Raw genomic sequence first — 23,635 nt, forward strand, 5'->3', positions numbered from 1 at the left:
TCGGTGGTCCGTGTTTCGATACGGGCTCGCGATCAGGAGGAGAAGGATGACCCGCACGACGCCCCCGCGCCCCTTGGACGTGGCCTCGGTGTTCCCGGAGCTCGCGGACATGGCCCGCACCGCGACCCGGCTGCACCCGCGCCCTGGTTCGCCCACCGTGTACGACAGCTCGGTGGGCGGTCCCCTGCTGTGGCCGGCCGATGAGCCCTGGGCGTCGTGCTCTCAGGAGCACCCGGTGTACCGGCTGAACACGCCGGAGGAGATACGGACGCTGCGCCGGATCCTTGGCGATGCCTGGCGGCGGCCCCGCCCGCCCCGGACGAACCTGCTCTCCGCCGAGGAGGACGCCGTGGTGGGGCGGATCCATGCCGGCCACCCGCCGGAGCTGATGCCGGCCGGGCCGCATCCGCTGCTTCCGGTGGCGCAGCTGTACGCGCGGGACGTGCCGGACCTGCCCTGTCCCGGGGGTACGGACCTGCTTCAGGTGCTGTGGTGCCCGTTCGAGGACATCGAGGGCTGTTCGCAGGCCGTGCAGCTGCGCTGGCGGCGGGCCGCGGACGTGACGGAGGTCCTCGCGGACCAGCCGGAGCCGCCGTACGTCGGCACGGACCACCACGTGCCCGCGCCCTGCGTGCTCCACCCGGAGCAGGTCCGCGAGTATCCGGCGGGGCACGACATGGACGAGGATCTGGACCGGCGCTTGTACCGCTGGGCCGAGGAGCGGTCCCTCAGCTACCGCGGTGATCTGTCGGTCGCGCCCGGCTGGAAGGTCGGCGGCTGGGCCGCCCCGTACACCTTCCGGGACCCGGACGAGCCGGATGACCTGCGGTGCCGGGAGTGCCGGGCCCCGACGGCTCCGCTGCTGACCGTCCCCAGCGGTGAGTGGGACGGGGAGAGCGGCAGCTGGCGTCCCCTGGACGACGAGCCCGACGAGGACGCGCCGCCCTACCCCGGCCCGGCCGATCCCACCATGGTGTCCGTGGGCCGCGGCTACACGCTCCAGTTCTACGGGTGCACCCGCGAGCTCCGGCACCTGCCGGTGACCGTCATGCAGTAGGGACGGCCCCGAACGCGCCGGCGGGGGCGGAGGCCGCTGCCCCCGCCCCCGCCGGCGTTCCGTTCGTGTCAGGCCCTACAGGGCCACGCCCAGGAGGGCGTCCACCGTGCGGGAGACCAGGCCCGGGGCCGACTCGTCGTCGCCGTCCGAGGCGTTCTGGGCGTCCACCCAGCGGTCCACGGCCGCCAGCGCCGCCGGGGCGTCCAGGTCGTTCGACAGGGCCTCGCGGACCTCCTCGACCAGGGCGTCCGCCGGCAGCCCGTCCGGCCGCGACACGGCCGCACGCCAGCGCTCCAGCCGGGCCACGGCCTCGGCGAGGACGTCGTCGGTCCACTCCCAGTCGGCCCGGTAGTGGTGCGACAGCAGGGCGAGGCGGATGGCCGCGGGGTCGACCCCGGCGCGCCGCAGCGCGGAGACGAAGACGAGGTTGCCCTTCGACTTCGACATCTTCTCGCCGTGCAGGGCGACCATGCCCGCGTGTACGTACGCCTTGGCCATCGGGAACTCGCCCGTCAGGACCTGCGCGTGCGACGCGCCCATCTCGTGGTGCGGGAAGGCCAGGTCGGAGCCGCCGCCCTGGATGTCGAAGCCCATGCCCAGGTGGTCCAGGGCGATGGCGACGCACTCGATGTGCCAGCCCGGCCGGCCGCGGCCCAGCGAGCCGCCGTCCCAGCTCGGCTCGCCCGGACGGGCGGCCATCCACAGCATCGGGTCCAGGGGGTTCTTCTTCCCCGGCCGGTCGGGGTCGCCGCCCCGCTCCGCCGAGAGCAGCCGCATCGCCTCGGCGTCGAGGTTCGAGACCCCGCCGAAGTGCGCGTCGGACTCGACCGAGAAGTAGACGTCGCCGTCGAGCTCGTACGCCGCGCCCGCGTCCCGCAGCCGCTCGACCAGCGGCACGATGCCGGGTATGGCCTCGACGGCTCCGATGTAGTGCTGCGGCGGCAGCATCCGCAGGGCGGTCATGTCCTCGCGGAAGAGTGCGGTCTCGCGCTCGGCCAGCTCGGTCCAGTCGTGGCCGTCGCGCAGCGCCCGCTCCAGGAGCGGGTCGTCCACGTCCGTGACGTTCTGGACGTAGTGGACCTGCCGCTTGGTGTCGAGCCACACGCGCTGCACGAGGTCGAACGCGTTGTAGGTCGCCGCGTGACCGATGTGGGTCGCGTCGTACGGGGTGATGCCGCAGACGTAGATACGGGCGACGGGACCGGGGGCGAGGGTGATCGTCCCCTGGGTCGCGGTGTCGTGGATCTGGAGGTCGCGGCCCTTGCCAGGAAGGGCGGGGACCTCAGAAGCGGGCCAGGCATGCATGTCTCGAGCCTAACCGGACGGATGTTCCGGAAACGAACCGGACCTGCACTGTTGTCTTGATCGGCACTCTTGCGGTCTGGCCGAATCTATGCGTGTGGCGGATGGCCGGTTCAGACCGGCGGCCAGGGGATCGACGGCCACTGCCCGGACGGCTGCGGGTGGGTTCCGGTGCGCAGCAGGTGCGCCACCCGGTCGCGTACGGCGGCCAGCTCGACGGCGGTGATCAGTTCGGCCAGCCGGGTGGCGAGCGGGGCTCCCTCGGCCAGCTCGGCGGCCAGCCCGGCCAGCACCTCGCGTGCCTCGTCTGTCAGCGGCTCCCCCGCCCAGCCCCACAGCAGGGTGCGCAGCTTGTCCTCGGCGTGGAAGGTCACGCCGTGGTCGATGCCGTAGAGGCGGCCGTCGGGTGCGGGCAGCAGGTGGCCGCCCTTGCGGTCGCCGTTGTTGATCACGGCGTCGAGTACGGAGAGCCGGCGCAGCCGCGGGTCGTCGGCGTGGACGAGCAGCGCGGTGCGGCCCTCCCCCACCTCGGCGAAGGCGACGGGCTTCCAGCCCTCCCCCGCCTCCTCGCCGTCGACGAGCGCGAGGAGCCCGTCGGCCGGGGATTCCCCTTCCGGTCCCGCGGATTCGATCCACCGCTGGACCATGCCCTCGCCGTACGGTCCGTCGCGCAGCACGGTGGCGGGCACCAGGCCCCATCCGGTGGCCTCGGAGACCAGGTAGGCGGCGACCTCGCGCTGGGCGAGGTTCCCGTCGGGGAAGTCCCACAGCGGCCGCTCGCCCTTGACGGGCTTGTACACGCAGTCGGCGCTCACGCCCTCGTGCGTGACGGTGCACAGCAGGACGGCGTTGGACGCCTCGCGGATCCGGCCGATGACGGTCAGCTCGCCCTTGGCGAGCAGTTCCTCGATCTCCCCCGTGTCGGTCACGCCTGGCGCCGGTAGCCGTTCTGGCGCGGGCACACGTGCCCCTCCGGGTCCAGCGGCAGACTGCACAGCGGGCACGGCGGGCGGCCGGCGTTGACCACGTCCAGGGCCCGCTTGGCGAACGCCCGGGCCTGGGCGCCGGTGAGGCGGACCCGCAGCATCGGCGGGCCGTTCTCCTCGTCCTGGAGCAGCCGCTCCTCCGCCTCGGCGAGGTCCTCGTCGGAGTCGGCTTCGAGTTCCACCAGGGCCTGGGCCTCGACGATCATCCGCTGCTCCTCGCCGTCCCAGGCCAGGGCCATGGTGCCGACGCGGAACTCCTCCTCGACGGGGACGTCGAGGGGTGCGGTGTCGGCGGCCTCGGCGGGGGCGACGGCCGGCACCGGGGCGTTGCCGCCGGTCCGCCGCACGACCTCGTCCAGCAGCTCGTCCATCCGCTCGGCGAGCGCCGCGACCTGGGTCTTCTCCAGGGAGACGCTGGTGACGCGGGGGCCGGAGGAGGCCTGCAGGAAGAACGTACGGCGTCCCGGCAGACCGACCGTGCCGGCCACGAAGCGGTCCGGGGGGTCGTAGAGGAACACCTGACGGGGCACGTCCAGTCTCCAAGTCTCGGCGGCAGGGCAGGTCTGCGCCCTTGTGTGGGCCCGTCCACCCTACTGCGCCGTCCGATCACGCCGCGCCCGCGCCGCCTCCCACGACCGCGTTCCCCGCGTCTTCGGTGTCTTTGTCCGAGGCGACGGCCTCCGGTGCGGCCGGACGCCGTACGAGCGGGCCGAAGTCCCCGGTGTCGCCCAGCCGGAACACGAACGGCCGGGTCGGCGTGTACCGGATCGCGGTCACCGAACAGGGGTCGACGTGGATGCGCTGGAAGAGGTCCAGGTGCATCCCGAGGGCGTCCGCGACAAGGGACTTGATGATGTCGCCGTGGGAGCACATCAGGAAGACGGCGTCGCTCCCGTGCTCCTCCTCGACCCGCGCGTTCCACTCCCGTACGGCGTCCACGGCGCGGGCCTGCATGGCGCGCATGGACTCGCCCCCGGGGAAGGCGGCCGCCGAGGGGTGCTGCTGGACGATCTTCATCAGTGGTTCGTCGGCGAGCTCGGAGAGTTCGCGGCCGGACCAGTCGCCGTAGTGGCACTCGCCGATCCGCTCGTCGGTGTGCACTTCCAGCTCCGACCTGGCGGCCAGCAGGGGTGCGAGGGTCTCCCGGCAGCGTTGCAGCGGGCTGGTGACGGCGGCGGCAAGGGGCACGCCCGCCAGCCTTCCGGGCAGGGCGGCGGCCTGCTCGGCGCCGCGCTCGTCGAGGCCGACTCCCGGCGTCCATCCGGCGAGCAGCCCTGCGGTGTTGGCGGTGGACCGCCCGTGTCGTACGAGGATCAGCGTGGCCATGGGTGCCAGCGTATGCCGTGCCGCCGGTGTGCGGGCGGGCCGCGGGCAGGGAAGAATGCCCGGCGTGATTGTCGACTGCGCGATTTACCGGGACGGCCGCCGTACCGAGGGACCCGAGGACTTCTCGGACGCCCTCGACGCGGCGCGGGCGACCGGTGACGCCTTCCTCTGGATCGGCATGTACGAGCCGACGGCGGAGGAGTTCGACCGCGTCAGCCGCGAGTTCGGCCTGCACAAGCTGGCGGTGGAGGACGCGCTGACCGCGCATCAGCGGCCGAAGCTGGAGGTGTACGACGATTCGCTGTTCGTCGTCCTCAAGCCGGTGCTGTACGACGAGGGCACGGACACCGTGACCGCGGGCGAGCTGATGGTGTTCATAGGCGATTCGTTCGTGGTCACGGTCCGGCACGGCGAGGGGGCCCCGCTGGCCGCCGTCCGCCACCGGCTGGAGCAGGAGCAGGACGTGCTGCGGCACGGCCCGACGGCGGTCCTGTACGCGGTCTCCGACGCGGTGGTGGACCACTACATCGAGGTGGCGGCCGAGCTCCAGGTGGACCTGGAGGAGCTGGAGGCCGAGGTGTTCTCCCCGAACCCCGCGGACACCAAGAACACCGCTGCCCGGATCTACGGCTTCAAGCGGCAGGTGCTGGAGTTCCGGCGGGCGACGAACCCGCTGCTCCAGCCGATGGAGCGGCTCGCCTTCGGGCAGGTGCCCTTCGTCCACGAGCACGCCCAGCCCTTCTTCCGCGACGTCGCCGACCACCTGACCAAGGCGAGCGAGTACATCGAGGGGCTGGACCGGCTGTTGTCGGACGCGCTGGCCGCGCACCTCGCGCAGATGGGCCTGCGGCAGAACGACGACATGCGCAAGATCTCGGCCTGGGCGGCGATGGCGGCCGTCCCGACGATGGTGGCGGGGATCTACGGGATGAACTTCGAGCACATGCCGGAGCTCACCCAGGCCTGGGGCTATCCGGCGGTGGTGGCGCTCATGGTGGGCGTCTGTCTGGGCCTGCACCGCATGTTCAAGCGCCGGGGCTGGCTGTAGCCACGGGGAGCCTCGCGCGCGGCCGGCCGCGCGCGGCTACGCGAGCTCGGGGGAGGTGACCGGTGCGCCGCCCAGCGCGTTGCGGCGCTGGGGCATCCGCAGGTTCACCATCCGGTGCCAGCCGCTGAACCGCTCGTACGCGTACATGACGCGGATGCCGGCGGCGAGCGCGGCCGCCTTCGGGGCGGGCCAGTGCAGCACCCGTCCCATGTGGCCCATGACGGCGAGGCTGACGTCCCGGTAGACGCCGATCTCGGCGAGCGCGCTCTCGCGGAGCACCCGCTGGATGGTCCGGCCGTGGCCCGCGCGGGCCAGGCGCAGCAGTTCCTCGTGGCAGTAGGCGAGGTGGTTGTCCTCGTCGTTGCTGATCATGTGGATGGCCTTGCCGACCTCGGGGTGGTTCCCGAAGTACCTGACCAGCATGTCCATCTGGTCGGCGGCACGCTGTTCGGTGACGCGGCTGTGCGCGAGGTAGACGACGACGTCCTCCTCGGTCAGCGCCTCCTCGCGGCGCAGCTTGTCGTGCGCGAGGCCGATGCCGCGGCGCTCCAGCAGCATCGTGTAATCGGTCTCGGGCGGTACCGGGACCGGCGGCAGGCCGCGCTTGCGGAGCAGCGCGTTGAAGATCCGCCCGTGCTTGTCCTCGTCCGCACCGTGCCGGGTGATCTTGGGCGCGAGGTCGCGCATGGAGTCCGGCACCAGGGCCGCGATCCGGGCGTTCTCCCAACCGCCCTGGGACTCTCCGCTGGCGGCGATGGAGCAGAACAGCTGGAAGGACTCGTCGTTGTCGACGATCTCCTGGAACAGGCTGCGGGCAGAGAGCATGAAACGAGTCAAACGCCGGTGACGGGAAGCGGCAACCGATGGATCGCACGACTCGTCCGAATGAACGAAACGAGGGGATGGGCCGTCGCGCGTAACCCTGCGGGCACCCGGGGCGTTGTTGGCTGTGTCGGCCGTGGCGGGGAAGACCCCCCGAGCCCCCACCACGGCCGCAGACTCCCTTTCGACGCCGACCCCGCACCGCTGCGCGGGCTTCGGGCGGCTGCGCCGGACCCCGTCCGGCGGATGCGTCGGGCGGCCCGGAATCAGCCGAGGCCCGCCAGCTCCATGGCTTCGGTGCCGGCCCGCAGGGCGGCGATCCGCTCGTCCAGGGTGAATCCGGCCGGGGCGAGCGTGAGGGTGGTGACCCCGGCCTCCGCGTAGGCCCGCATCCCGTCCGCGATGCGGCCGACCGGGCCGAGCAGCGTGGTCGAGTCGATCAGCGAGTGCGGGACGGCCTCGGCCGCGCCGGTCTTGTCGCCCGCCAGGTACTTGTCCTGGATCTCGGCGGCCTCCTTCTCGTAGCCCATGCGCTGGGCCAGCTGGTTGTAGAAGTTCTGCTTCCGGCTGCCCATGCCGCCCACGTACAGGGCGGTGTAGGGGCGGAACATGTCCGCGAGCGCGTTCACGTCCTCGCCGAGGGCCAGCGGCACGGTCGGGCAGACGTCGAAGCCGTCCATGGTCAGCCCGGCCTTCTCGCGGCCCGCCCGGATGTGGGTGAGCGCGGTCGCCTCCAGGTGCTCGGCGGCCGGGAAGATCAGCAGGGCGCCGTCGGCGATCTCGCCGGTCTGCTCCAGGTTCTTCGGACCGATGGCGGCGATGTAGAGCGGGATGTGCTCGCGCTCGGGGTGCACGGTCAGCTTGAGGGGCTTGCCCGGGCCGCCCGGCAGCGGCAGGGTCCAGTGCTCGCCTTCGTAGGAGAGGCGCTCGCGGCTCATGGCCTTGCGGACGATCTCCACGTACTCCCGGGTCCGCGCGAGCGGCTTGTCGAACTTGACGCCGTACCAGCCCTCGGAGACCTGCGGGCCCGAGACGCCGAGGCCGAGCCGGAAGCGGCCCTTGGTGAGCGAGTCGAGGGTGGCCGCCGTCATGGCGGTCATCGCGGGCTGCCGGGCCGGGATCTGCAGGATCGCCGAGCCGACGTCGATGCGCTCGGTCTGGGCGGCGACCCAGGCGAGCACGGTCGGGGCGTCGGAGCCGTAGGCCTCGGCGGCCCAGCAGACGTCGTAGCCCAGGCGGTCGGCCTCCTGGGCGACGGCGAGGTTGTCGGCGTCCATGCCCGCGCCCCAGTAACCGAGATTGATGCCGAGCCGCATGTGTCGTCCCCTTACCGGTTTACCGATCAGTAACGTTGGTGTGCGGGGACTGTAGCGCGCCAGGGTGCTCCGCGTCAGCGCCCCAGTAGTCTCAGCGCTCATGGAGCAGAGGCATCTCGGCCGCACCGGACTGCGCGTTTCCCGGATCGGCCTCGGCACCCTCACCTGGGGCCGCGACACCGGCGAGGAAGCCGCCGCCGAGCAGGTGAAGACCTTCTGGGAGGCGGGCGGCACCCTCGTCGACACGGCCGACGTGTACGGGGGCGGGGAGGCGGAGTACCTCCTCGGGCGGCTGGTGGGCGGGCTCGTCCCGCGCCGGGACCTGGTGATCGCGACCAAGGCGGGCAGCGTGCCGGACCCGGACCGGCGCTTCGACGGCTCGCGCGGGCACCTGCTCGACGCGCTGGACGCCTCGCTGGACCGGCTGGGCACCGACTACGTCGACCTCTGGCAGGTGCACGCCTTCGATCCGGCGACCCCGCTGGAGGAGACCATGCAGGCGCTTGACCTGGCGGTGAGCAGCGGCCGGACCCGGTACGCCGGGGTCTCCAACTACTGCGGCTGGCAGCTGGCGAAGGCGGCGACCTGGCAGCTCGCGGCGCCCGGCGTGCGGAGCCGGATCGCCTCGACCCAGATGGAGTACTCGCTGCTGCAGCGGGGCGTGGAGCGGGAGGTCCTGCCGGCCGCACTGGACCTCGGGGTAGGCCTGCTGCCCTCCTCCCCGCTGGGGCGCGGCGTGCTGACGGGCAAGTACCGGGACGGCGTACCGGCGGACTCCCGGGGCGCCTCGGAGTCCCTGGCCGCCTTCGTGGACCCGTACCTCGACGAGGCGGCGGGCCGGATCGTGGACGCGGTGGTGACGGCGGCCCGGGGGCTGGCCGTGACCCCGCTCGAGGTGGCCCTCGCGTGGATCCGGGACCGGCCGGGGGTGGTCTCGCCGATCGTCGGGGCCCGGACGTCGGCGCAGCTCGCGGCGGCGCTGTCGGTGGAGGCCCTTAGTCTTCCGGAGGAGATCTGCCGGGCGTTGGACGATGTGTCGGCGCCCGTGCACCGCTATCCCGATCAGGACTGGAGCACGCTGTGAGTACGGACCGCCAAGCCGAAGCCGAAACCGCTGCCGCGGAGGAACCGGCCGGGCCGCAGGCCGACTCGGGCGAAGCCCCGTCGGACACCCCCGAGGCCGACCCGACCTCCCTGCCCACCGAAGCCGGTTCGGCCGGGACCGAGGGCGAAGCCGGTTCGGCCGGGGCCGACGCCGGGCCTGACGCCGGGCACGGCGAAGTCGGCGCCGGTGAGGGGGGTCCGGGGGCGGAGCCCCCGGTTTCGGGAAGGGGCGGGGTGGGGGAAGGCCCTGCAGGGCCCGCCACCGAGGCCCCCGCAGGAGCCGAAGACACGGCCGGGTCCGAAGCCGGGACCGAGACCGAGACCGGAGCGGAGGTCGACGCCGGGGCTGAGGCCGGGGCCGGGGCCGGGGCTGAGGCCGGGGCTGAGGCCGGGGCTGAGGCCGGGGCCGGGGCCGGGGCCGGGGCTGAGGCCGGGGCCGAGGCTGAGGCCGGGGCCGAGGCTGAGGCTGAGGCCGAGGCTGAGGCCGGGGCCGGGGCCGACGGCGGGGCCGACGGCGGGGCTCAGGTGCAGCCCGCGCTCACCGAGGCTCAGGCCGAGCTCGCCGCGCAGAAGGTCGAGCGGGAGCGGATCGCCCGGCGCAAGGCCGAGCGGGAGGCGCCCGTCGAGTCCGGGGCGAAGCTCAGCGGCAAGGCCGCCGACCTGATGGCCGCCGTACGGGCCGTGGAGAGCGGGGAGAAGCCCCCCGCCGTGTACTTCGACGAGGCCCCGGCCGCGCCCCGCAGGCCGGCCCCCGCTCCCGCCGCGCCCCGCCCCGCCGCCCCGGCACCGGTGGCCGCGGCGGAACCCTCCGCCGGCACCGTCGAGGGCGTACGGTCCGTCCTGGCCCGCGGTGGCGCCCCCGAGTCCCTGGCCGGCCAGGCCGCGGCGGTGCTCGGCGACGGCGCCGCCGAGCAGCTCGCCGAGAACCCCTGGCGGCTGCTGTCGGTCCCGGCCGTGCGCCCGACCCAGGCGGACGGCTTCGCACGGTCCCTGCTGGGCTCCGAGGCAGGTCCCGGGGACGAGCGCCGGACCACCGTCCTGGTGGGCTGGCTGCTGGCCCAGGCCGGACTCAAGGGGCACACCGCGCTGGAGGCCCCGGTGCTGGAGAAGGCCCTGGCCCAGTACGGCGTACCGGATCCGGCCGGAGCGCTGGAACAGGCCATCGCGGAGGGCTCGGTGCTGGTCTTCCACGAGCCCCTCGGCCCGCCGGTCGAGGAGGGCGAGGAGCAGCCCGTACGTCTCCTCGTGGGCCTGGAGGGTTCCGCCATGGCCGAGGAGAGCCTGGCCGACGGCCTGGCGCGGCTCGCGTCCGGCGCCTTCGACGCGCCCGCTGACTGGGAGCAGGCCGCCGGTGCCGCGCCGGGCCCGTCCGCCGCCGAGCTGATCCGCACGGTCGCGGGCCACGGCCTGGTCGCCCACACCGGCGGCGAGGCCGCGCGTGCCGAGGCGTTCGCCCTGGTGGCGGCGGCCCGGGAGCTGGGGCTGCGGGCCTGCCCGGCCGCGCACGCGCCCGCCGGTCCGGACTCGGTGACCGTGGCGGGGCTGCTGTCCGGGGCGGAGGGGCCCGGGCGGGACGCGGACGGGCAGTTCGTGCTGGACCTCCTCGTGGTGCTGGACGCGCCGCAGCTGGACGTGGAGACCGCGGCGGCGCTGGTGGAGTCCGTGCCGGACGGAGCCCGGCTGGTGCTCTCCGGGGACCCCGGAGTGCTCGCGTCCGCCGGGGCCGGACGGGTGTTCGCCGATGTGCTGGCGGCCCGTACGTGCCCCCAGGTGGTCTCCCGCACCCCGGATCCGGGCCCTCTCGGCGAGCTCGTCTCCGGAGTCGGGATCGGCGAGCTGAACCAGGTGGACGCCCCCGGCAAGGAGGTCGTCATCGTCCCGGTGCAGGACGCCGGGGAGGCCGTGCACCGGGCCGTGCAGCTGGTGGCCGAGTCGGTGCCGCGGGCCTTCGGGATCCCGGCGGACAGCGTGCAGGTGATCACCCCGGGCCACGGCGGCTCCGCGGGGACGCGGGCGCTGAACACCGCCCTCAAGGAGCGGCTGAACCCCGGTCCCGGCCGGTTCGGCGGCTTCGACCCCGGCGACCGGGTGGTCCACGTGCCGTCCGCCGGGCGGGCGCTGGCGGCGCGGGTGGTGTCGGCCGACGCCCAGGGGCTGCACCTGGACCGTGCGGGCGTACGGATCGTCGTACCGAAGGAGCTGGTGGAGTCCCAGGTGCGGCACGGCTGGGCGGTGACGGCGCACCAGGCCGTCGGCACGCGCTGGCCGGCCGTGGTCGTCGTCCTGCCGGGTGACGCGGCCCAGGCGCTGTCGCGGGACTGGGTCTACACGGCGTTCGGGCGGGCCGAGCGGCACCTGTCGGTGGTGCACGGCGTCGACCAGGCGCTGCCGCGCGCGGTGGCCGAGGTGCTGCCGAAGCCGCGTACGACACGGCTGACGGGCCTGCTGAAGGCGCTCGCGACGGCCGGCGAACAGGCGGAGTGACTCCGGCCGTGGCCCCCGCCCCGCGGGGCGGGGGCCACGGATGCCGGGTCGGGGGCCGGACCGGGGTTCAGGCCGGGGTCAGCCCCGGCTCCGCGGTCTCTTCCTCGCCTTCGTCCTCGCCCTCGTCGAACTCGTCGGACTCCTCGTCGAAGACGGAGCTGACGTCGAACCGGTGCAGGACGTCCTGCGGATCGATGTTCCCGAAGGGCGAGTTGAGCCACTCCCCCGGTTCCGCCATCTCCTCCGAGGCGGCGATCCAGAGCGTGGAATCGCCCTCCTCCAGCCCGAAGTCCTTGAAGCGGGAAGCGATCTCGTCGGGCTCGTACTCCCCGAAGAGGACGCCCAGCGCCTCGGCGGTGCCGCCGTCCTGGACGAACTCGGCGTCCCGGTCGTGCGCGGCGATCCGCTCGGCCTGGGCGATCAGCCGCGGCGGTTCGACGACGGCGTAGTCGCGGCGGATGAGCACGCTGAAGGCGGCGGGCTCGGCGGGGCCGGTGTAGGGCACGCCGTCCTCGGGCGTGGGGATCTCGAAGGGAGTGACCTCGTCGTAGCGGTCGTAGAGGAGTTCGTCGTACTCCTCGGCCGCGGCGGCGAGTTCGTTGAACGCGGCGTAGACGTCCGGGTCCTCGTCCCCGGTCCTGCGCTCGACCGCGGCGAGGTGACGGTCGAGCGCGGCCTTGACCGCCTCGGCGGCGGCGCGTACCTCGGCAACAGTGGGCAGAGCGGCATCAGACATAGAGCAGACGCTATCCGTACGAGGGCTCTGCCCGCACAATAGATGCGATGCCGGAATACGAATTTGTCGACGTGTACGTGCCCCGCGGTGTTCCTCGCAAGGAGGCGACCCGCCTGCTGACCGATCATGCCGAGTACGGGAACTGGGAACTCGACCGGCTGAGTCTGTACCGGGACGGCAGTCGCCGTGCGCGACTGCGCCGCCGGATCATCCGTCAGGTCCGCGCGACCTGGTGACGCGGGCCCCGGGGGCGGGGCCCGCGCCGTGAGCAGCCGTCAGGCGGCGTTGCGGGCGCGCCGGTAGAGCACGCTGCCCGCCAGCAGCAGGCCGCCCGCGAGCGGGAGGCCGGCGGTGAGGACGTCACCGGAGCCGGTGGCGGCGAGACCGGCCGACTGCCCGGGGTTGTCCCCGGTCTGCGCGCCGGTCCCCGGGCCGGGGTGCGTGACCGGGGTCACGGGGGTGACGGAACCGGTGCCGGGGTTGGCCGACGTACCCGGAGTGCCCGTGCCCGGCGTACCGGGAGTGCCCGGGTTCCCGGGCGTCTCGCCACCCGGCGTACCGGGATTCCCCGGGTTGCCGGGCGTCTCACCGCCCGGGGTGCCCGGGTTGCCCGGGTTCCCGGGGTTCTCGCCACCGGGCGTACCGGGATTCCCGGGGGTGCCGGGGGTGCCGGGGTTCTCGCCACCCGGGGTGCCCGGATTTCCGGGGTTGCCGGGGTTGCCGGGGTTCCCGGGGTTCTCACCGCCCGGCGTGCCCGGGTTTCCGGGGTTGCCCGGGTGGTCGTCGCACGGCTCGTCGCCGTCGCCGGGGTGTCCCGGGTTGCCGGGGTGTCCGGGGTTGCCGGGGTGTCCCGGGTGACCGGGCTTGCTCGGCTTGCCGGGCTTGCCGTGGCCCCCGTCGGAGCAGTGGTTCCCGAAGGCCGGATTGAGGCCTCCGACCACCGTGACCGTGTTCCCGCAGGCGTTCACCGGTACGTCCACGGGTGCCTGCACGTTGTTCCCGGACAGCAGTCCCGGAGAGTTCGCGGTGTGCCCCGAGGCGCCGGAGTCCGCGTGTGCGTAGCCCCCGCCGAGGGCGAGGACACCCCCTGCGGCAGCCATGGTGATCAGGGTCTTCCTGGTGACCTGTGCCGGTCGTCGCATCTGTACTCGTCCCCTGGTGTGTGCGTTTCGGCCGTCTCGGCGGCCCGGCCGTCCAGGCTCCCCCGCCTGGTACGCCGAAGGTGAGAATCCGGGCCGGAAAGCCCGGTGGCCCCGGAGCGCTGGAATGCGCTCCGGGGCCCAAGACTTCAGACGCGTCAGGCGTTGACGCAGGTGTTGCCGAAGGCCGGGTTCAGCAGGCCGATGACGGAAACGGAGTTCCCGCACACGTTCACCGGGATGTGGACCGGAACCTGGATGGCGTTGCCGGACAGAACACCGGGGGAGCCGATGGCCGCACCCTGGGCACCCGCGTCGGCGACAGCCAGGCCCGCACCCGCGAGAACCAGGCCACCAGTGGCAGCCGCAGCGGCGACAACCTTCTTGATCATTGTTCCTCCTAGTAGGCAATGCGGTCCCAGCCGCGGACCGCACCACCTGTAACGAGGAGGGATCACCAGGGCTACGAGCGTATGAGTGCATTCACTCTTCTCAGTGGAATGCGCACACCTACCCGAATCTCAGGCGTTGTCGATGAACCGGTCGAGCACCCGCACGCCGAACTTCAGTCCGTCCACGGGCACGCGCTCGTCCACGCCGTGGAACATCCCCGCGAAGTCCAGCTCCGGCGGCAGCTGCAGCGGCGCGAAGCCGAAGCAGCGGATGCCGAGGTCGTCGAAGGACTTGGCGTCGGTACCGCCCGAGAGCATGTACGGCACGGCCCGCGCGATCGGGTCCTCGGCCTTCAGGGCGCCCTGCATGGCGTCCACCAGCCTGCCGTCGAAGTCGGTCTCCAGCGCCTTGTCGCCGTGCACGTCCTCCCGCTTCACCCGCGGCCCGAGGATGCGGTCCAGGTCGGCGAAGAACTCGTCCTCGTAGCCCGGCAGGAAGCGGCCGTCGACGTGGGCCGTCGCCTGGCCGGGGATGACGTTGACCTTGTAGCCGGCGCCGAGCATCGTCGGGGCGGCCGAGTTGCGCAGCGTCGCGCCGACCATCTTGGCGATGCCGCCGAGCTTGGCCAGGGTCTCGTCCATGTTGTCCGGGTCCAGCGGGGTGCCGAGCGCGTCCGAGAGCTCGTCCAGGAAGTGGCGTACGGTCTTGGTCACGCGCACCGGCCACTGGTGGCGGCCGAGCCGCCCCACGGCCTCGCACAGCTCCGTGATGGCGTTGTCGTTGTTGGTCATGGAGCCGTGGCCCGCGGTGCCGTCCACCGTGAGCCGCATCCAGTGCATGCCCTTCTGGGCGGTCTCCACCAGGTACAGCCGCAGGTTCTCGTTCACGGTGAAGGAGAAGCCGCCGACCTCGCCGATGGCCTCGGTGACGCCTTCGAAGAGACCCGGGTGCTTGTCGACGAGGTGCCGTGCCCCGTAGGTGCCGCCGGCCTCCTCGTCGGCGAGGAAGGCCAGCACGATGTCGCGCGGGGGCTTGCGCCCGCTGCGCATCCGGTCGCGCACGACGGCCAGCGTCATGGCGTCCATGTCCTTCATGTCGACGGCGCCGCGGCCCCACACGCAGCCGTCGGCGATCTCACCCGCGAACGGGTCGTACGTCCAGTCCGCGGCATTGGCCGGAACCACGTCGGTGTGCCCGTGGATCAGCAGCGCCGGCCGCGAGGGGTCCTCCCCCTCGATCCGCGCCACGGTCGAGGCGCGCCCCTTGTGCGATTCGAAGATCTGCGGCTCCAACCCGACCTCGGCGAGCTTCTCGGCGACCCACTCCGCCGCCTTGCGCTCCCCGGGGCCCGAGTGGTCTCCGTAGTTGCTGGTGTCGATCCGGATGAGGTCCCGGCAGAGGTCGACTACCTCGTCCTCGCCGGAGACGGTCCTGCCCGCGCTCGACTCGCTCACGCTGCTTCCTCCCACTGATCAGTACCGAACTCCTCCATCCTCCCGCCCCGGGCCGCTCTCCCCAAGGGCGATCCCCGGCCGTCGGGGGGTGTGATCGAGGACCCCGGAATGTTTGGTAATGTTTTCCACGTCGGAACGGCCCGCGAGGGACGCGAGACAGACACCTTGTCCGGGTGGCGGAATGGCAGACGCGCTAGCTTGAGGTGCTAGTGCCCTTTATCGGGCGTGGGGGTTCAAGTCCCCCCTCGGACACCAGCTGAGACCCCACTTCATGTGGGGTTTTTTGCTTTTCCAGGCTGTGGCGTGACCAACCACGTGACCAACGGCCCAGAGATTCCCCAGGTCAGACCAGGGATGACAGGCCGAGTCGGCCCGCACCGGAGGCGGCGAGCTTCCGCGCTCCGTCCTTACGTGAGTGCCCGTACCGGGCCATGGTGTAGCCCGGTGAGTGGTGCCGGACGTTTGCTGAGACCTCTACGGGGTTCTCCCCGGATGATCGCGTTGGCATCACCATCCTTGGTCAGTTTCCGCAACCGGTAAGCGTTGCCCTCTTCGACCACGACCCATCCCAGTTCGATGGCTCCCTCATCCCAGCGCACGAGGGACCACTTCATTCCCAGGGCCTCACTGCGCCGGACACCAGTCGCGGCGTAGACCGTCCACAGCGGAGCGTCCCTGAGGCAGTGGTGAGTCAGGCCGCTGTCACAGGCCCTGTTGCCGCACGGCTCCCACACAGAGCCCAGGAATCGCCCCGACTGGCAGCGGTACGTAGGTGCATCTGAGGCAGCAGGCGGTTCGTACAACCGAATGCCGTTCCTGCTCGGCTCAGTGCCGATGCTGGATGACGACCGGTTGAGCCTGCCCGAGGTGGACGGTGCAGAGTTGTCCGACGCTTACGCGTGGGCCACTGCCCGGCCCCGCGTGATCACGCTGGGGGAAGACGCCCGCCCGCTGTGGCGAATCGTTCGGCGGTACGCCCGCATCCTGGGTGAGACCCTGCCCGAGGCTCAGGCCGTGTTCATTGAGAGGACCGCAGAGCAGACCCTCAGGGTCGCGGCCTGCCTCGCTGCCTCCGAGTGCTCCGAGGTCATCACGGGAGAGATCCTCTCTGCCGCTTTCGCTCTCGTTCGCCGCTCTGTTCAGGATGCGGTCCGCATCACCAAGGGGGCCGACGCTTCGAAGGCACAGCGGCAGTCGCTCAGCCTGGCGGACAAGGTACGGGCCCGGATCGAGATGCACGGTGGCCGGGCGACGTCGTCTCAGATCCTGCCCTACGTGGGCGCCAGTGCCAGTGAGGTCAAGGCACTGCCCGAAGTCGTGGCCACCGTGGATCGTTCGGGGAAGACGGGCCGCCCCGCCACCGTGTTCACACTCTGCGGTGACGGTTCCCAGCACGCGGAGTCATCGCCGGCGAAGCGGACCGTAATGGAAAGCAACAGGGCTGAGGTTGTCCCGCTCGACTCGTACCGCCCGGCACCCCTACAGCGCCCGGTCCCTGCGGCACCCTCTGCCGAAGGAAACCCGTTCCGCTCACTGCTCTCACCCGACCACCTAACCAAGAAAGCCCCGGCCATTGTGCCGGGGCTTGTTCGTTTCTTCGACTACCCAAGTGGGTGGGACAGTTCGGGGGAGAGGGGCTTGAGTAGGACAACTTGAAAGCCGCTGGGTGCCGAGTAACCCGAGAAACGCTTCCACCGGATACCGATCTCCCCGCCCCCGTCTTGCGGGGCGTTGGGGCGCATACCAGCTTCATGCCATCCATCGTGCCCGTATTTACGACCGCATGTAGCGGAACTATTCACGTGCCCCTCGTAGTGCGGCGTTCCCGGAACTCCGCACCGGACTGCCTCTACGTGATGCGCGTACAGCGTCACCCACGACTGGCATTTCGCGGGCTTCTCGGTCCTGGCAGGCACAAGCGGGGTGGACACGTGCGTTCCTTTCAGGCAGGACGATTTCCAGCATCCGGCGCAGTACGCCTTCACCAATTCCGAGCTGTGCGGAAAGCTGCATGTACGTCTCGCCGTTGGCCAGTCGTCTCCTGAGCTTGTCCTCATGAGCGGCTATGCAGTCGCGGTTCTCTTTCATCTCTATGACGCTCAGTCGTGGCATGTCACCACGCTTTCGCCGCCTGAGCAGTGACAGCGGCGTTCATGTCCAGCGTGTAAGAAGCACGACGTACACGTTGCGCACGCCGTGTTTCCACATGGCCTGAGCGGGCAGTTAGGGAGAACCCTTACCTGAGGCTTTCCTCTCAGCCCCCAGACCAGCCACACACTCACACGCGGCGCATCAGGGTCGCACTCCGAGAGCCACAAGAGCGTGTCCCCGTGGCGCCTGCTGCGGTGCCCCTTTTGCAGGTGGCATCGAACATCAATGAACCTGTTGCCCTTCGGGAGTACCCTCCGCAACTCAGCGCGAAGATCTTCCGGCACTGACGCACCTGTGCAGCAGAGTTCAGCCATGCTTGTACTGCTCCGCGGACGGCCGACCTTGATGGAATTCCCCTTCGGCCAATACATGTCCACTGGAATGCGGACCAGATCCGAACGATTCGCCATCGCTCGCCCCCTCTTCAATCATGCGCAGATCATCGACGTTCTGAGTCAGGGCTCTCTCAACGGCCTGGTCGAGCGCCGTGAAGAGACTCGGCAGCGCAACAAGAATCGCGTCCGCTGTCCGCGAGTCCGGATCGGCGTACACGTTTTCGTCAAGCCTCTTCTTGGCCTGCATCACAGCCCAACCCACTAGCACAAGGTTCCGAAACTCCTCGGGGCTGAATTCCTCTTCGGCACTCACGCTCGTCCCTTTGTGGCCATTACCGCGCCTCCTCGTGTTCCGGGTGCGCGGCCAACTCGACGTTGCAGTCAGAGACGGCGGACAGATCCCCGGCCTTGTAGGCCGTTCCCCGCTGCTTCACCAGAGCAGCGCAGACGCCACAACCCGACGCGGGTGCAGGCGGTGTCCGAGGCAGCGAAAGGTGAACAGGCGGGCGCATGGTTGTCGTAGGGCGGCTCACTGGAATTTCCTCCATCGACGGTGTCGCATGGGGAGATGATTCCGGTGCGTTGGCGATGCCGCTAGCCGCATTCCCGTTGTGGCATAGAAATCAAGCCCTGTAGAACTCGGCCCATTCGGATAGCCGCTGTCGCGCCATCGGCCCAAACAAGGCGTGACGCTCAAAGGTTGCGAACACGGCGAGATGCTCAGCAACGTCGCGAGAGTCCTGAAACACCATGCGCCCCGTGAAGTTCTCCACTGTAGCCAGTCGATCGTCATAGATCGTAAACGTGTTCATCGGGCCACGTGGTATCTGGACACCGAGCGGAATCACGCCAACGCGTACGTTTGGCAAGTGAGAAAGTGAGTCGAGCCGGTCAATCTGCACGGCCATGGCCAGCGGTGGCACGATCGCCCATTTCACGGCCTGCTCAGTGAGCAGGAAAGTGAAGGACTTGGAAGTGTCGTAGAGAACCGCTTGCCTTTCCAACTTGCGCGCCACCGTCTTGGATTTGTCACCGGGAGCGTTGCTCAAGCTGGCTCGTATGTACTCCGGAGTTGCCAGCAAACCTGTGACCATGGCGGGGAGGAAGTATCGGAGGGTAGTCGCCTCGGCCTCTAGCGCGGCTAGCTCAGCCTGCCGCTTCTCCAAGCCTCTGCGCCATGAGGAACGCTTGTCCTGCCACTCAGTGTTAGCGATCCTCGCCAGGGCTGTTATTTCAGTAATCAGCTCCGGTGGGGCGTCAAGCGCTCGAAGGATGCGCTCCACGTCGATAAGCTTGGGGGTCTTCTTTCCCGTCTCGAACTTACTAATCTGCGACTGAGACATGTTGCAACGCTTGGCCAGCCGGTCTCCTGTGAGACCGGCTGCCTTGCGCAGCTCTCTCAGCTTCTCTGCTAGATCAGTCTTGGACTGTCCTAGCTGCTCAGGCTCGAACGTCACCTATGTTCTTTCACGTACTCCGCGAACGGTACGGACGCGGCAAGCGCAATACGCTTCCACTCCCGGTACGGTGTGATGTCGCCGTCGAACGTCTCGCGGTCGACCTGGGTTCCGTCCGGGCGGAAGTTCAGATGGACAATTCGCGCGTCATCGAACATCCACCAGTCGACTACACTCAGCGGCAATCCGTAGTCGTGGCTTGTGACGTCGAGGATACGAATATCCTCTCCAGCCTCGATGTTGCCAGGAATTCCCCACGCGAACTGATAGCGCTGATAGTCGGTGAGCGGTTGCCGGACGATGCGCACCCGGCCTATCCGCCGCCCAGAAGACAGGAAGTTGCGCACCCGCTCATGCCAACGAGTGTTGTGGTCAACCGGCTTGCCTTCGCCTCTGAGGAATCGGGCTACGTTCTCCGCCTCCCGAGGCATGGTGTAGGTGGGTTGAGCCTCGAACCGCCACGCCTCTTGCGTGAAGGAGTCGAAAGCCTTCCGCCACGCGTCACCATCCAAGTGCACGGACAGCCTCCCTCAGGACGTGCTCCGGGATCTCCACGAGCCCTTCCCCCTCCGGCACGGTGAAGCCGTTGAAGACGTCACCCTGCACGACGATGGAGCCGCGCCCTTTGTGCCGGTAGACGTTCGGGCAATCGTCGTCGTCACAGTTGGGCCCGTTGACCTTGCCGGTGAGCCGGGTCAGTCCGTCTCGCGCCATGGTGCCCCCTCGCCTCCGGTCCCCCGCTTGGGACCGCCTGAGACGACGCTACGGAGCCCCGTCGCCCCACGTCTATGCCGACTCCGGACTATTCCTGTTCCGGAATAGACGATCTTGCTGGACTCGGACGAGTGCGCTCCGAAGCACCAGGACCGATCGTGTGGCCCACGTGACCAACGCATGACCAACAGCGGCCAGAAGCACTCAGAAACGGCAGGTGAGCATGACCAACCGTGCCACCTACCGGAAGGGCTCCACGGGGGTTTCTGCGCAGGTCAGCTAACTAATGGGCGTGCCCGAGTGGAGAGTTCAAGTCCCCCCTCGGACACCACGGCGAAAGGCCGGTCGGGAGAAATCCCGGCCGGCCTTTCGTGCGTCCGGAGCAGGCTGCCGCGAGCGCGCCCGGCTCCCTCAGGCCGCAGGGGTACGGGCGGCGGGCCCTGCCGGTCGGCATCCGGCAGGTTGCGCGGCTCCAGGACGCGGGCGACGCCGGGGACGCCGGAGGCCCCCGCGCGGAAGGGGGAGTTCCGGCGCGGGGGCCTCGTGGACCGGGAGGGGGGTCAGCGGCGGGAGGCGGCTATTTCGGCGACTCGGCCGCGGACCAGGAACCAGCCGCCGACCAGGGCGGCGCCGATGAGGGGGACGAACATGACCGTGGTGCGGCCGACTCCGCCGTCGCACCACATCAGGACCAGGACCGTCAGGAGGAAGGCCAGGGTCACGAGCTGGGTGTACGGGGCCCAGGGCAGCTGGTAGGACGGGCGTTCCAGGAGGCCCTGCTTCGCGCGGCGCCAGAAGAAGAGCGAGCAGAGCATGACCATGCCCCAGGTGCCGAGGATGCCGAGCGAGGCGAAGTTGAGGACGATCTCGAAGGCGTCCTTGGGCATGAAGTAGTTCAGGCCGACGCCCGCGACGCCGAAGGCGGCGGTGAAGAGGACGCCGCCGTAGGGGACCTTGCCCTTGTTCATGAGGCCGGTGAACTTCGGCGCTGAGCCGGACACGGCCATCGAGCGCAGGATGCGGCCGGTGGAGTAGAGGCCGGAGTTCAGGCTGGAGAGGGCCGCGGTGAGCACGACCAGGTTCATGACGCCGGCGGCGCCGGGGACGCCGAGCTTGTCGAAGACGGTGACGAAGGGGCTCTGGTCGGAGCTGTACGCCGTGTGGGGCAGCAGGAGGGCGAGGAGGACGACCGAGCCGACGTAGAAGAGGCCCACGCGCCACATGATCGAGTTGATCGCCTTCGGCATGATCTTCTCGGGGTTCTCGGTCTCGCCGGCGGCGACGCCGCAGAGCTCGACGGAGGCGTACGCGAAGACCACGCCCTGGATCACCAGGAGCATCGGGAGCATCCCGGAGGGGAAGATGCCGCCGTTGTCGGTGATGGAGGACAGGCCCGGGGTGTGGCCGCCGATCTCGTGGCTGGTGGCGACGAGCCAGATCCCGACGATCAGGAAGACCACCAGGGCGGCGACCTTGACCAGCGAGAACCAGAACTCCATCTCGCCGAAGTACTTCACCGAGATCAGGTTGGCGGTGAGGACGACGGCGAGGGCGATGAACGCGAGGACCCACTGGGGGACGTCGGTGAACATCGACCAGAAGTGGGCGTAGGTCGCGGCGGCCGTGATGTCGGCCACGGTGGTGGTGGACCAGTTCAGGAAGTACAGCCAGCCGGCCGTGTAGGCGCCCTTCTCCCCCATGAACTCGCGGGCGTAGGAGACGAAGGCACCGGAGGAGGGGCGGTACAGGACGAGCTCGCCGAGCGCCCGGACGACGAAGAAGGCGAAGACTCCGCAGACCGCGTACGCGATCGCGAGGGAGGGGCCCGCACCGGCGAGGCGGCCGCCGGCACCGAGGAACAGCCCGGTGCCTATCGCTCCGCCGATCGCGATCATGTTGATGTGGCGGGACTTGAGGTCCTTGCTGTAGCCCTCGTCACCGGCGTCGACATGGCGGGAAGACGCCGGGGCGGGGGCCTCGGTCAAGGTTCGGTCACTCAGGTCACTCATGTATGACTTCGCCTTCGTGGGGGTCGGACGGCAGGTCCGTTCCGCGGCGCAGGGGAGCTGGGTGGTGTCCCCTGTGTCGCGGTCCGGTGAATTTGTCGCCCCAGGAGATCATGAGGGCCCGCCACCCGCCAAAATCGGCCCCCTGTACGCCGAAGCCCCCGACGACCATGGAAAAGGGTGTCGGGGGCTTCACCGGGGCTCGAAAGCCAGGTCAGTCGGTGGTACTGGCCGTTGCCGCTTGATCGAGGCGGAAGGCCTCGTTGCCCAGGCCGATGCGGGCGTGCACCTCGGGGCGGCTGCGGCGCAGCACGGCTCCGTAGAGCAGGCCGCCGACGACGGCGGCGCCGATGATGCCGGGCAGGGCCCAGCTGAGCGCGGAGCCCTTTTCGGCGCCGACCAGGACGCCGAAGTCCTTGACGGTGTAGATGGCGATGGCGAGCAGCGCGAGACCGGCGGCGCCGGCCGCGACGAGGCGCCAGACCTGGGCTCCGGCGGTGCCGCGGCGGACGAAGAAGGCGATGACGGCGAAGGAGGCGGCGGCCATGAGGAGGGTCACACCGAGGGCGCCGACGCTGCCCATCCAGGTGAACAGGTGCAGGACGGGGGCGGTGGGGTCGCCGGCGGGCATGTCGTCGGTGAGCGCAAAGGCGATCACGACGAGCGCGGCGATGCCGGTCTGCAGGAGGGAGCCGGTGCCGGGGGCGCCGGTGCCGGCGTTGGTGCGGCCGAAGGCGGCGGGGAGCAGGCCCTCGCGGCCCATGGCGAAGGCGTAGCGGGCGACCACGTTGTGGAAGCTGAGCATGGCCGCGAACATGCCGGTCACGAAGAGGACGTGCAGGATGTCGGTGAAGGTGGTGCCGAGACGGCTCTCGGTGAGCTGGAAGAGCAGGCCGGGGCCGGCTTCGGCGGAGGTCTTCACGACCTCGGCGGGGCCGGTGGCGACGGTGAGGGCCCAGGCGCTGAGGGCGAAGAAGAGGGCGGCGAAGGCGACGGCGAGGAACATCACCCGGGAGACGACGATGTGCGGCTTGCTGGTCTCCTCGGCGTAGACCGGGGACTGCTCGAAGCCGACGAAGGCGGCGATGCAGAAGCAGAGCGCGGTGCCGAAGCCGGCTCCGCTGAGGGTCTCCGGGTTGAAGGCGTGCAGCGAGAGGCCTTCGGCGCCGGGCTCGGCGAGGGCGGCGATATCGAAGACGACGACGAGGGCGCACTCGACGAGGAGGAGGACCCCGAGGACCTTGGCGTTGAGGTCGATCTTGAGCCAGCCGAGCGCACCGGTGACGGCGACCGCGAGCAGGGCCGGTATCCACCAGGAGAGTTCGATCTCCAGGTAGGTGGCGAAGAGGCCGGAGATCTCGAAGCCGAGGATGCCGTAGACGCCGCACTGCATGGCGCTGTAGGCGACGAGGGCGACGAGGGAGGCACCGGCGCCGGCGGTGGGGCCGAGGCCGCGGGCGATGTACGCGTAGAAGGCGCCGGCGTTGTGGACGTGCCGGCTCATCTCGGCGTAGCCGATGCTGAAGAGCGCGAGGACGGCACCGAGGATGACGAAGAGCAGCGGCTGGCCGACGATGCCCATGACCCCGAAGGTCGTGGGCATGACGCCGGCGACGACCATCAGGGGCGCACTGGCGGCGAGTACGGACAGGAGCAGACCGGCGGTACCGAGGCGGTCGGCGCGCAGGGCGCGGTCCTGGCCCTTGTACGTACGGATCTCGGCCGGGTCCTGGAGCGTGGTGGATCTGCCCGTCGGCATGGCGGCGTCCTTTCAGGGGCGCGGTTCTCTGGGGGCGCGGTTCTCT

22 protein-coding genes and 1 tRNA gene are annotated in these 23,635 nt (G+C 70.5%); 7 read left to right on the forward strand and 16 right to left on the reverse strand.

Annotated features, from left to right (window positions below):
* Positions 1-46 precede the first annotated feature (46 nt).
* Positions 47-1,057: a hypothetical protein gene (locus OG332_RS09495; RefSeq protein WP_327413032.1), complete on the forward strand. Its 1,011-nt coding sequence runs from the start codon at positions 47-49 to the stop codon at positions 1,055-1,057.
* 75 nt (positions 1,058-1,132) lie between these two features.
* On the opposite strand, the gene mshC is transcribed toward OG332_RS09495, so the two are convergent.
* From mshC to OG332_RS09515, 4 genes are all read right to left on the reverse strand, one after another.
* The gene (gene mshC / locus OG332_RS09500) at positions 1,133-2,362 is read right to left on the reverse strand and encodes a cysteine--1-D-myo-inosityl 2-amino-2-deoxy-alpha-D-glucopyranoside ligase (RefSeq protein WP_327413033.1); all 1,230 of its coding nucleotides are present in this window, start codon (positions 2,360-2,362) and stop codon (positions 1,133-1,135) included.
* Positions 2,363-2,472: 110 nt separating this feature from the next.
* On the reverse strand, positions 2,473-3,321 hold the full coding sequence (locus OG332_RS09505; RefSeq protein ID WP_327413034.1) for an SCO1664 family protein: 849 nt from the start codon (positions 3,319-3,321) through the stop codon (positions 2,473-2,475).
* Entirely contained in the window at positions 3,285-3,875 is a 591-nt protein-coding gene (locus OG332_RS09510; protein WP_327413035.1) for a DUF3090 domain-containing protein, read from the reverse strand. Before OG332_RS09510 ends, OG332_RS09505 begins: the two co-directional genes overlap by 37 nt.
* Positions 3,876-3,951: 76 nt before the next feature.
* On the reverse strand, positions 3,952-4,671 hold the full coding sequence (locus OG332_RS09515) for a histidine phosphatase family protein (RefSeq protein ID WP_327413036.1): 720 nt from the start codon (positions 4,669-4,671) through the stop codon (positions 3,952-3,954).
* A gap of 55 nt (positions 4,672-4,726) precedes the next feature.
* On the opposite strand from OG332_RS09515, the gene OG332_RS09520 reads away from it, so the two are divergent.
* Complete coding sequence (locus OG332_RS09520; RefSeq protein WP_327413037.1) at positions 4,727-5,719, forward strand: magnesium and cobalt transport protein CorA; 993 nt, start codon at positions 4,727-4,729, stop codon at positions 5,717-5,719.
* A gap of 36 nt (positions 5,720-5,755) precedes the next feature.
* On the opposite strand, the gene OG332_RS09525 is transcribed toward OG332_RS09520, so the two are convergent.
* On the reverse strand, positions 5,756-6,544 hold the full coding sequence (locus OG332_RS09525) for a ferritin-like domain-containing protein (RefSeq protein ID WP_327413038.1): 789 nt from the start codon (positions 6,542-6,544) through the stop codon (positions 5,756-5,758).
* Between the two features lie 263 nt (positions 6,545-6,807).
* Positions 6,808-7,857 (reverse strand): LLM class F420-dependent oxidoreductase, encoded by a 1,050-nt coding sequence (locus OG332_RS09530; protein ID WP_327413039.1) that lies wholly within the window; start codon positions 7,855-7,857, stop codon positions 6,808-6,810.
* Positions 7,858-7,957: 100 nt separating this feature from the next.
* Between OG332_RS09530 and OG332_RS09535 the strand changes: the two genes are divergently transcribed.
* Together OG332_RS09535 and OG332_RS09540 are read left to right on the forward strand one after the other, a co-directional pair.
* Positions 7,958-8,941, forward strand: coding sequence for an aldo/keto reductase (locus OG332_RS09535; RefSeq protein ID WP_327413040.1), 984 nt, complete (start codon positions 7,958-7,960; stop codon positions 8,939-8,941).
* On the forward strand, positions 8,938-11,445 hold the full coding sequence (locus OG332_RS09540; RefSeq protein ID WP_442816125.1) for an ATP-binding domain-containing protein: 2,508 nt from the start codon (positions 8,938-8,940) through the stop codon (positions 11,443-11,445). The genes OG332_RS09535 and OG332_RS09540 overlap by 4 nt, the downstream gene beginning before the upstream one ends.
* A 67-nt stretch (positions 11,446-11,512) precedes the next feature.
* Here OG332_RS09540 and OG332_RS09545 read toward each other — a convergent pair whose 3' ends face one another.
* Entirely contained in the window at positions 11,513-12,181 is a 669-nt protein-coding gene (locus OG332_RS09545) for a hypothetical protein (protein ID WP_327413041.1), read from the reverse strand.
* Between the two features lie 47 nt (positions 12,182-12,228).
* Here OG332_RS09545 and OG332_RS09550 point away from each other — a divergent pair, with 47 nt between their 5' ends.
* A complete protein-coding gene (locus tag OG332_RS09550; RefSeq protein ID WP_327413042.1) occupies positions 12,229-12,417 on the forward strand; it encodes a DUF5703 family protein in 189 nt (62 codons plus the stop codon).
* 39 nt (positions 12,418-12,456) lie between these two features.
* Here OG332_RS09550 and OG332_RS09555 read toward each other — a convergent pair whose 3' ends face one another.
* The 3 genes from OG332_RS09555 to OG332_RS09565 form a co-directional block, all read right to left on the reverse strand.
* Entirely contained in the window at positions 12,457-13,323 is an 867-nt protein-coding gene (locus OG332_RS09555) for a chaplin family protein (RefSeq protein WP_327413043.1), read from the reverse strand.
* Positions 13,324-13,478: 155 nt separating this feature from the next.
* Positions 13,479-13,712 (reverse strand): chaplin, encoded by a 234-nt coding sequence (locus OG332_RS09560; protein WP_327413044.1) that lies wholly within the window; start codon positions 13,710-13,712, stop codon positions 13,479-13,481.
* A gap of 129 nt (positions 13,713-13,841) precedes the next feature.
* Complete coding sequence (locus tag OG332_RS09565; RefSeq protein ID WP_327413045.1) at positions 13,842-15,167, reverse strand: M20/M25/M40 family metallo-hydrolase; 1,326 nt, start codon at positions 15,165-15,167, stop codon at positions 13,842-13,844.
* 167 nt (positions 15,168-15,334) lie between these two features.
* Here OG332_RS09565 and OG332_RS09570 point away from each other — a divergent pair.
* A tRNA-Leu gene (locus tag OG332_RS09570) sits at positions 15,335-15,422 on the forward strand.
* A gap of 552 nt (positions 15,423-15,974) precedes the next feature.
* Complete coding sequence (locus tag OG332_RS09575) at positions 15,975-16,823, forward strand: hypothetical protein (RefSeq protein ID WP_327413046.1); 849 nt, start codon at positions 15,975-15,977, stop codon at positions 16,821-16,823.
* A gap of 801 nt (positions 16,824-17,624) precedes the next feature.
* On the opposite strand, the gene OG332_RS09580 is transcribed toward OG332_RS09575, so the two are convergent.
* From OG332_RS09580 to OG332_RS09605, 6 genes are all read right to left on the reverse strand, one after another.
* Positions 17,625-17,966: a hypothetical protein gene (locus OG332_RS09580; protein ID WP_327413047.1), complete on the reverse strand. Its 342-nt coding sequence runs from the start codon at positions 17,964-17,966 to the stop codon at positions 17,625-17,627.
* A gap of 310 nt (positions 17,967-18,276) precedes the next feature.
* Positions 18,277-19,110 carry a helix-turn-helix domain-containing protein gene (locus tag OG332_RS09585; RefSeq protein WP_327413048.1) on the reverse strand — a complete coding sequence of 278 codons (834 nt, stop codon included), beginning with the start codon at positions 19,108-19,110 and terminating at the stop codon, positions 18,277-18,279.
* The gene (locus OG332_RS09590) at positions 19,107-19,628 is read right to left on the reverse strand and encodes a DUF6879 family protein (RefSeq protein ID WP_327413049.1); all 522 of its coding nucleotides are present in this window, start codon (positions 19,626-19,628) and stop codon (positions 19,107-19,109) included. Before OG332_RS09590 ends, OG332_RS09585 begins: the two co-directional genes overlap by 4 nt.
* Positions 19,612-19,824: a hypothetical protein gene (locus OG332_RS09595; protein ID WP_327413050.1), complete on the reverse strand. Its 213-nt coding sequence runs from the start codon at positions 19,822-19,824 to the stop codon at positions 19,612-19,614. The genes OG332_RS09590 and OG332_RS09595 overlap by 17 nt, the downstream gene beginning before the upstream one ends.
* A gap of 560 nt (positions 19,825-20,384) precedes the next feature.
* Positions 20,385-21,824 (reverse strand): amino acid permease, encoded by a 1,440-nt coding sequence (locus tag OG332_RS09600; RefSeq protein ID WP_442816340.1) that lies wholly within the window; start codon positions 21,822-21,824, stop codon positions 20,385-20,387.
* A 220-nt stretch (positions 21,825-22,044) separates the two neighbouring features.
* Positions 22,045-23,589, reverse strand: coding sequence for an APC family permease (locus tag OG332_RS09605; protein ID WP_327413052.1), 1,545 nt, complete (start codon positions 23,587-23,589; stop codon positions 22,045-22,047).
* Positions 23,590-23,635: the final 46 nt, after the last annotated feature.

Source organism: Streptomyces sp. NBC_01233 (assembly GCF_035989305.1).
Lineage (GTDB): Bacteria > Actinomycetota > Actinomycetes > Streptomycetales > Streptomycetaceae > Streptomyces.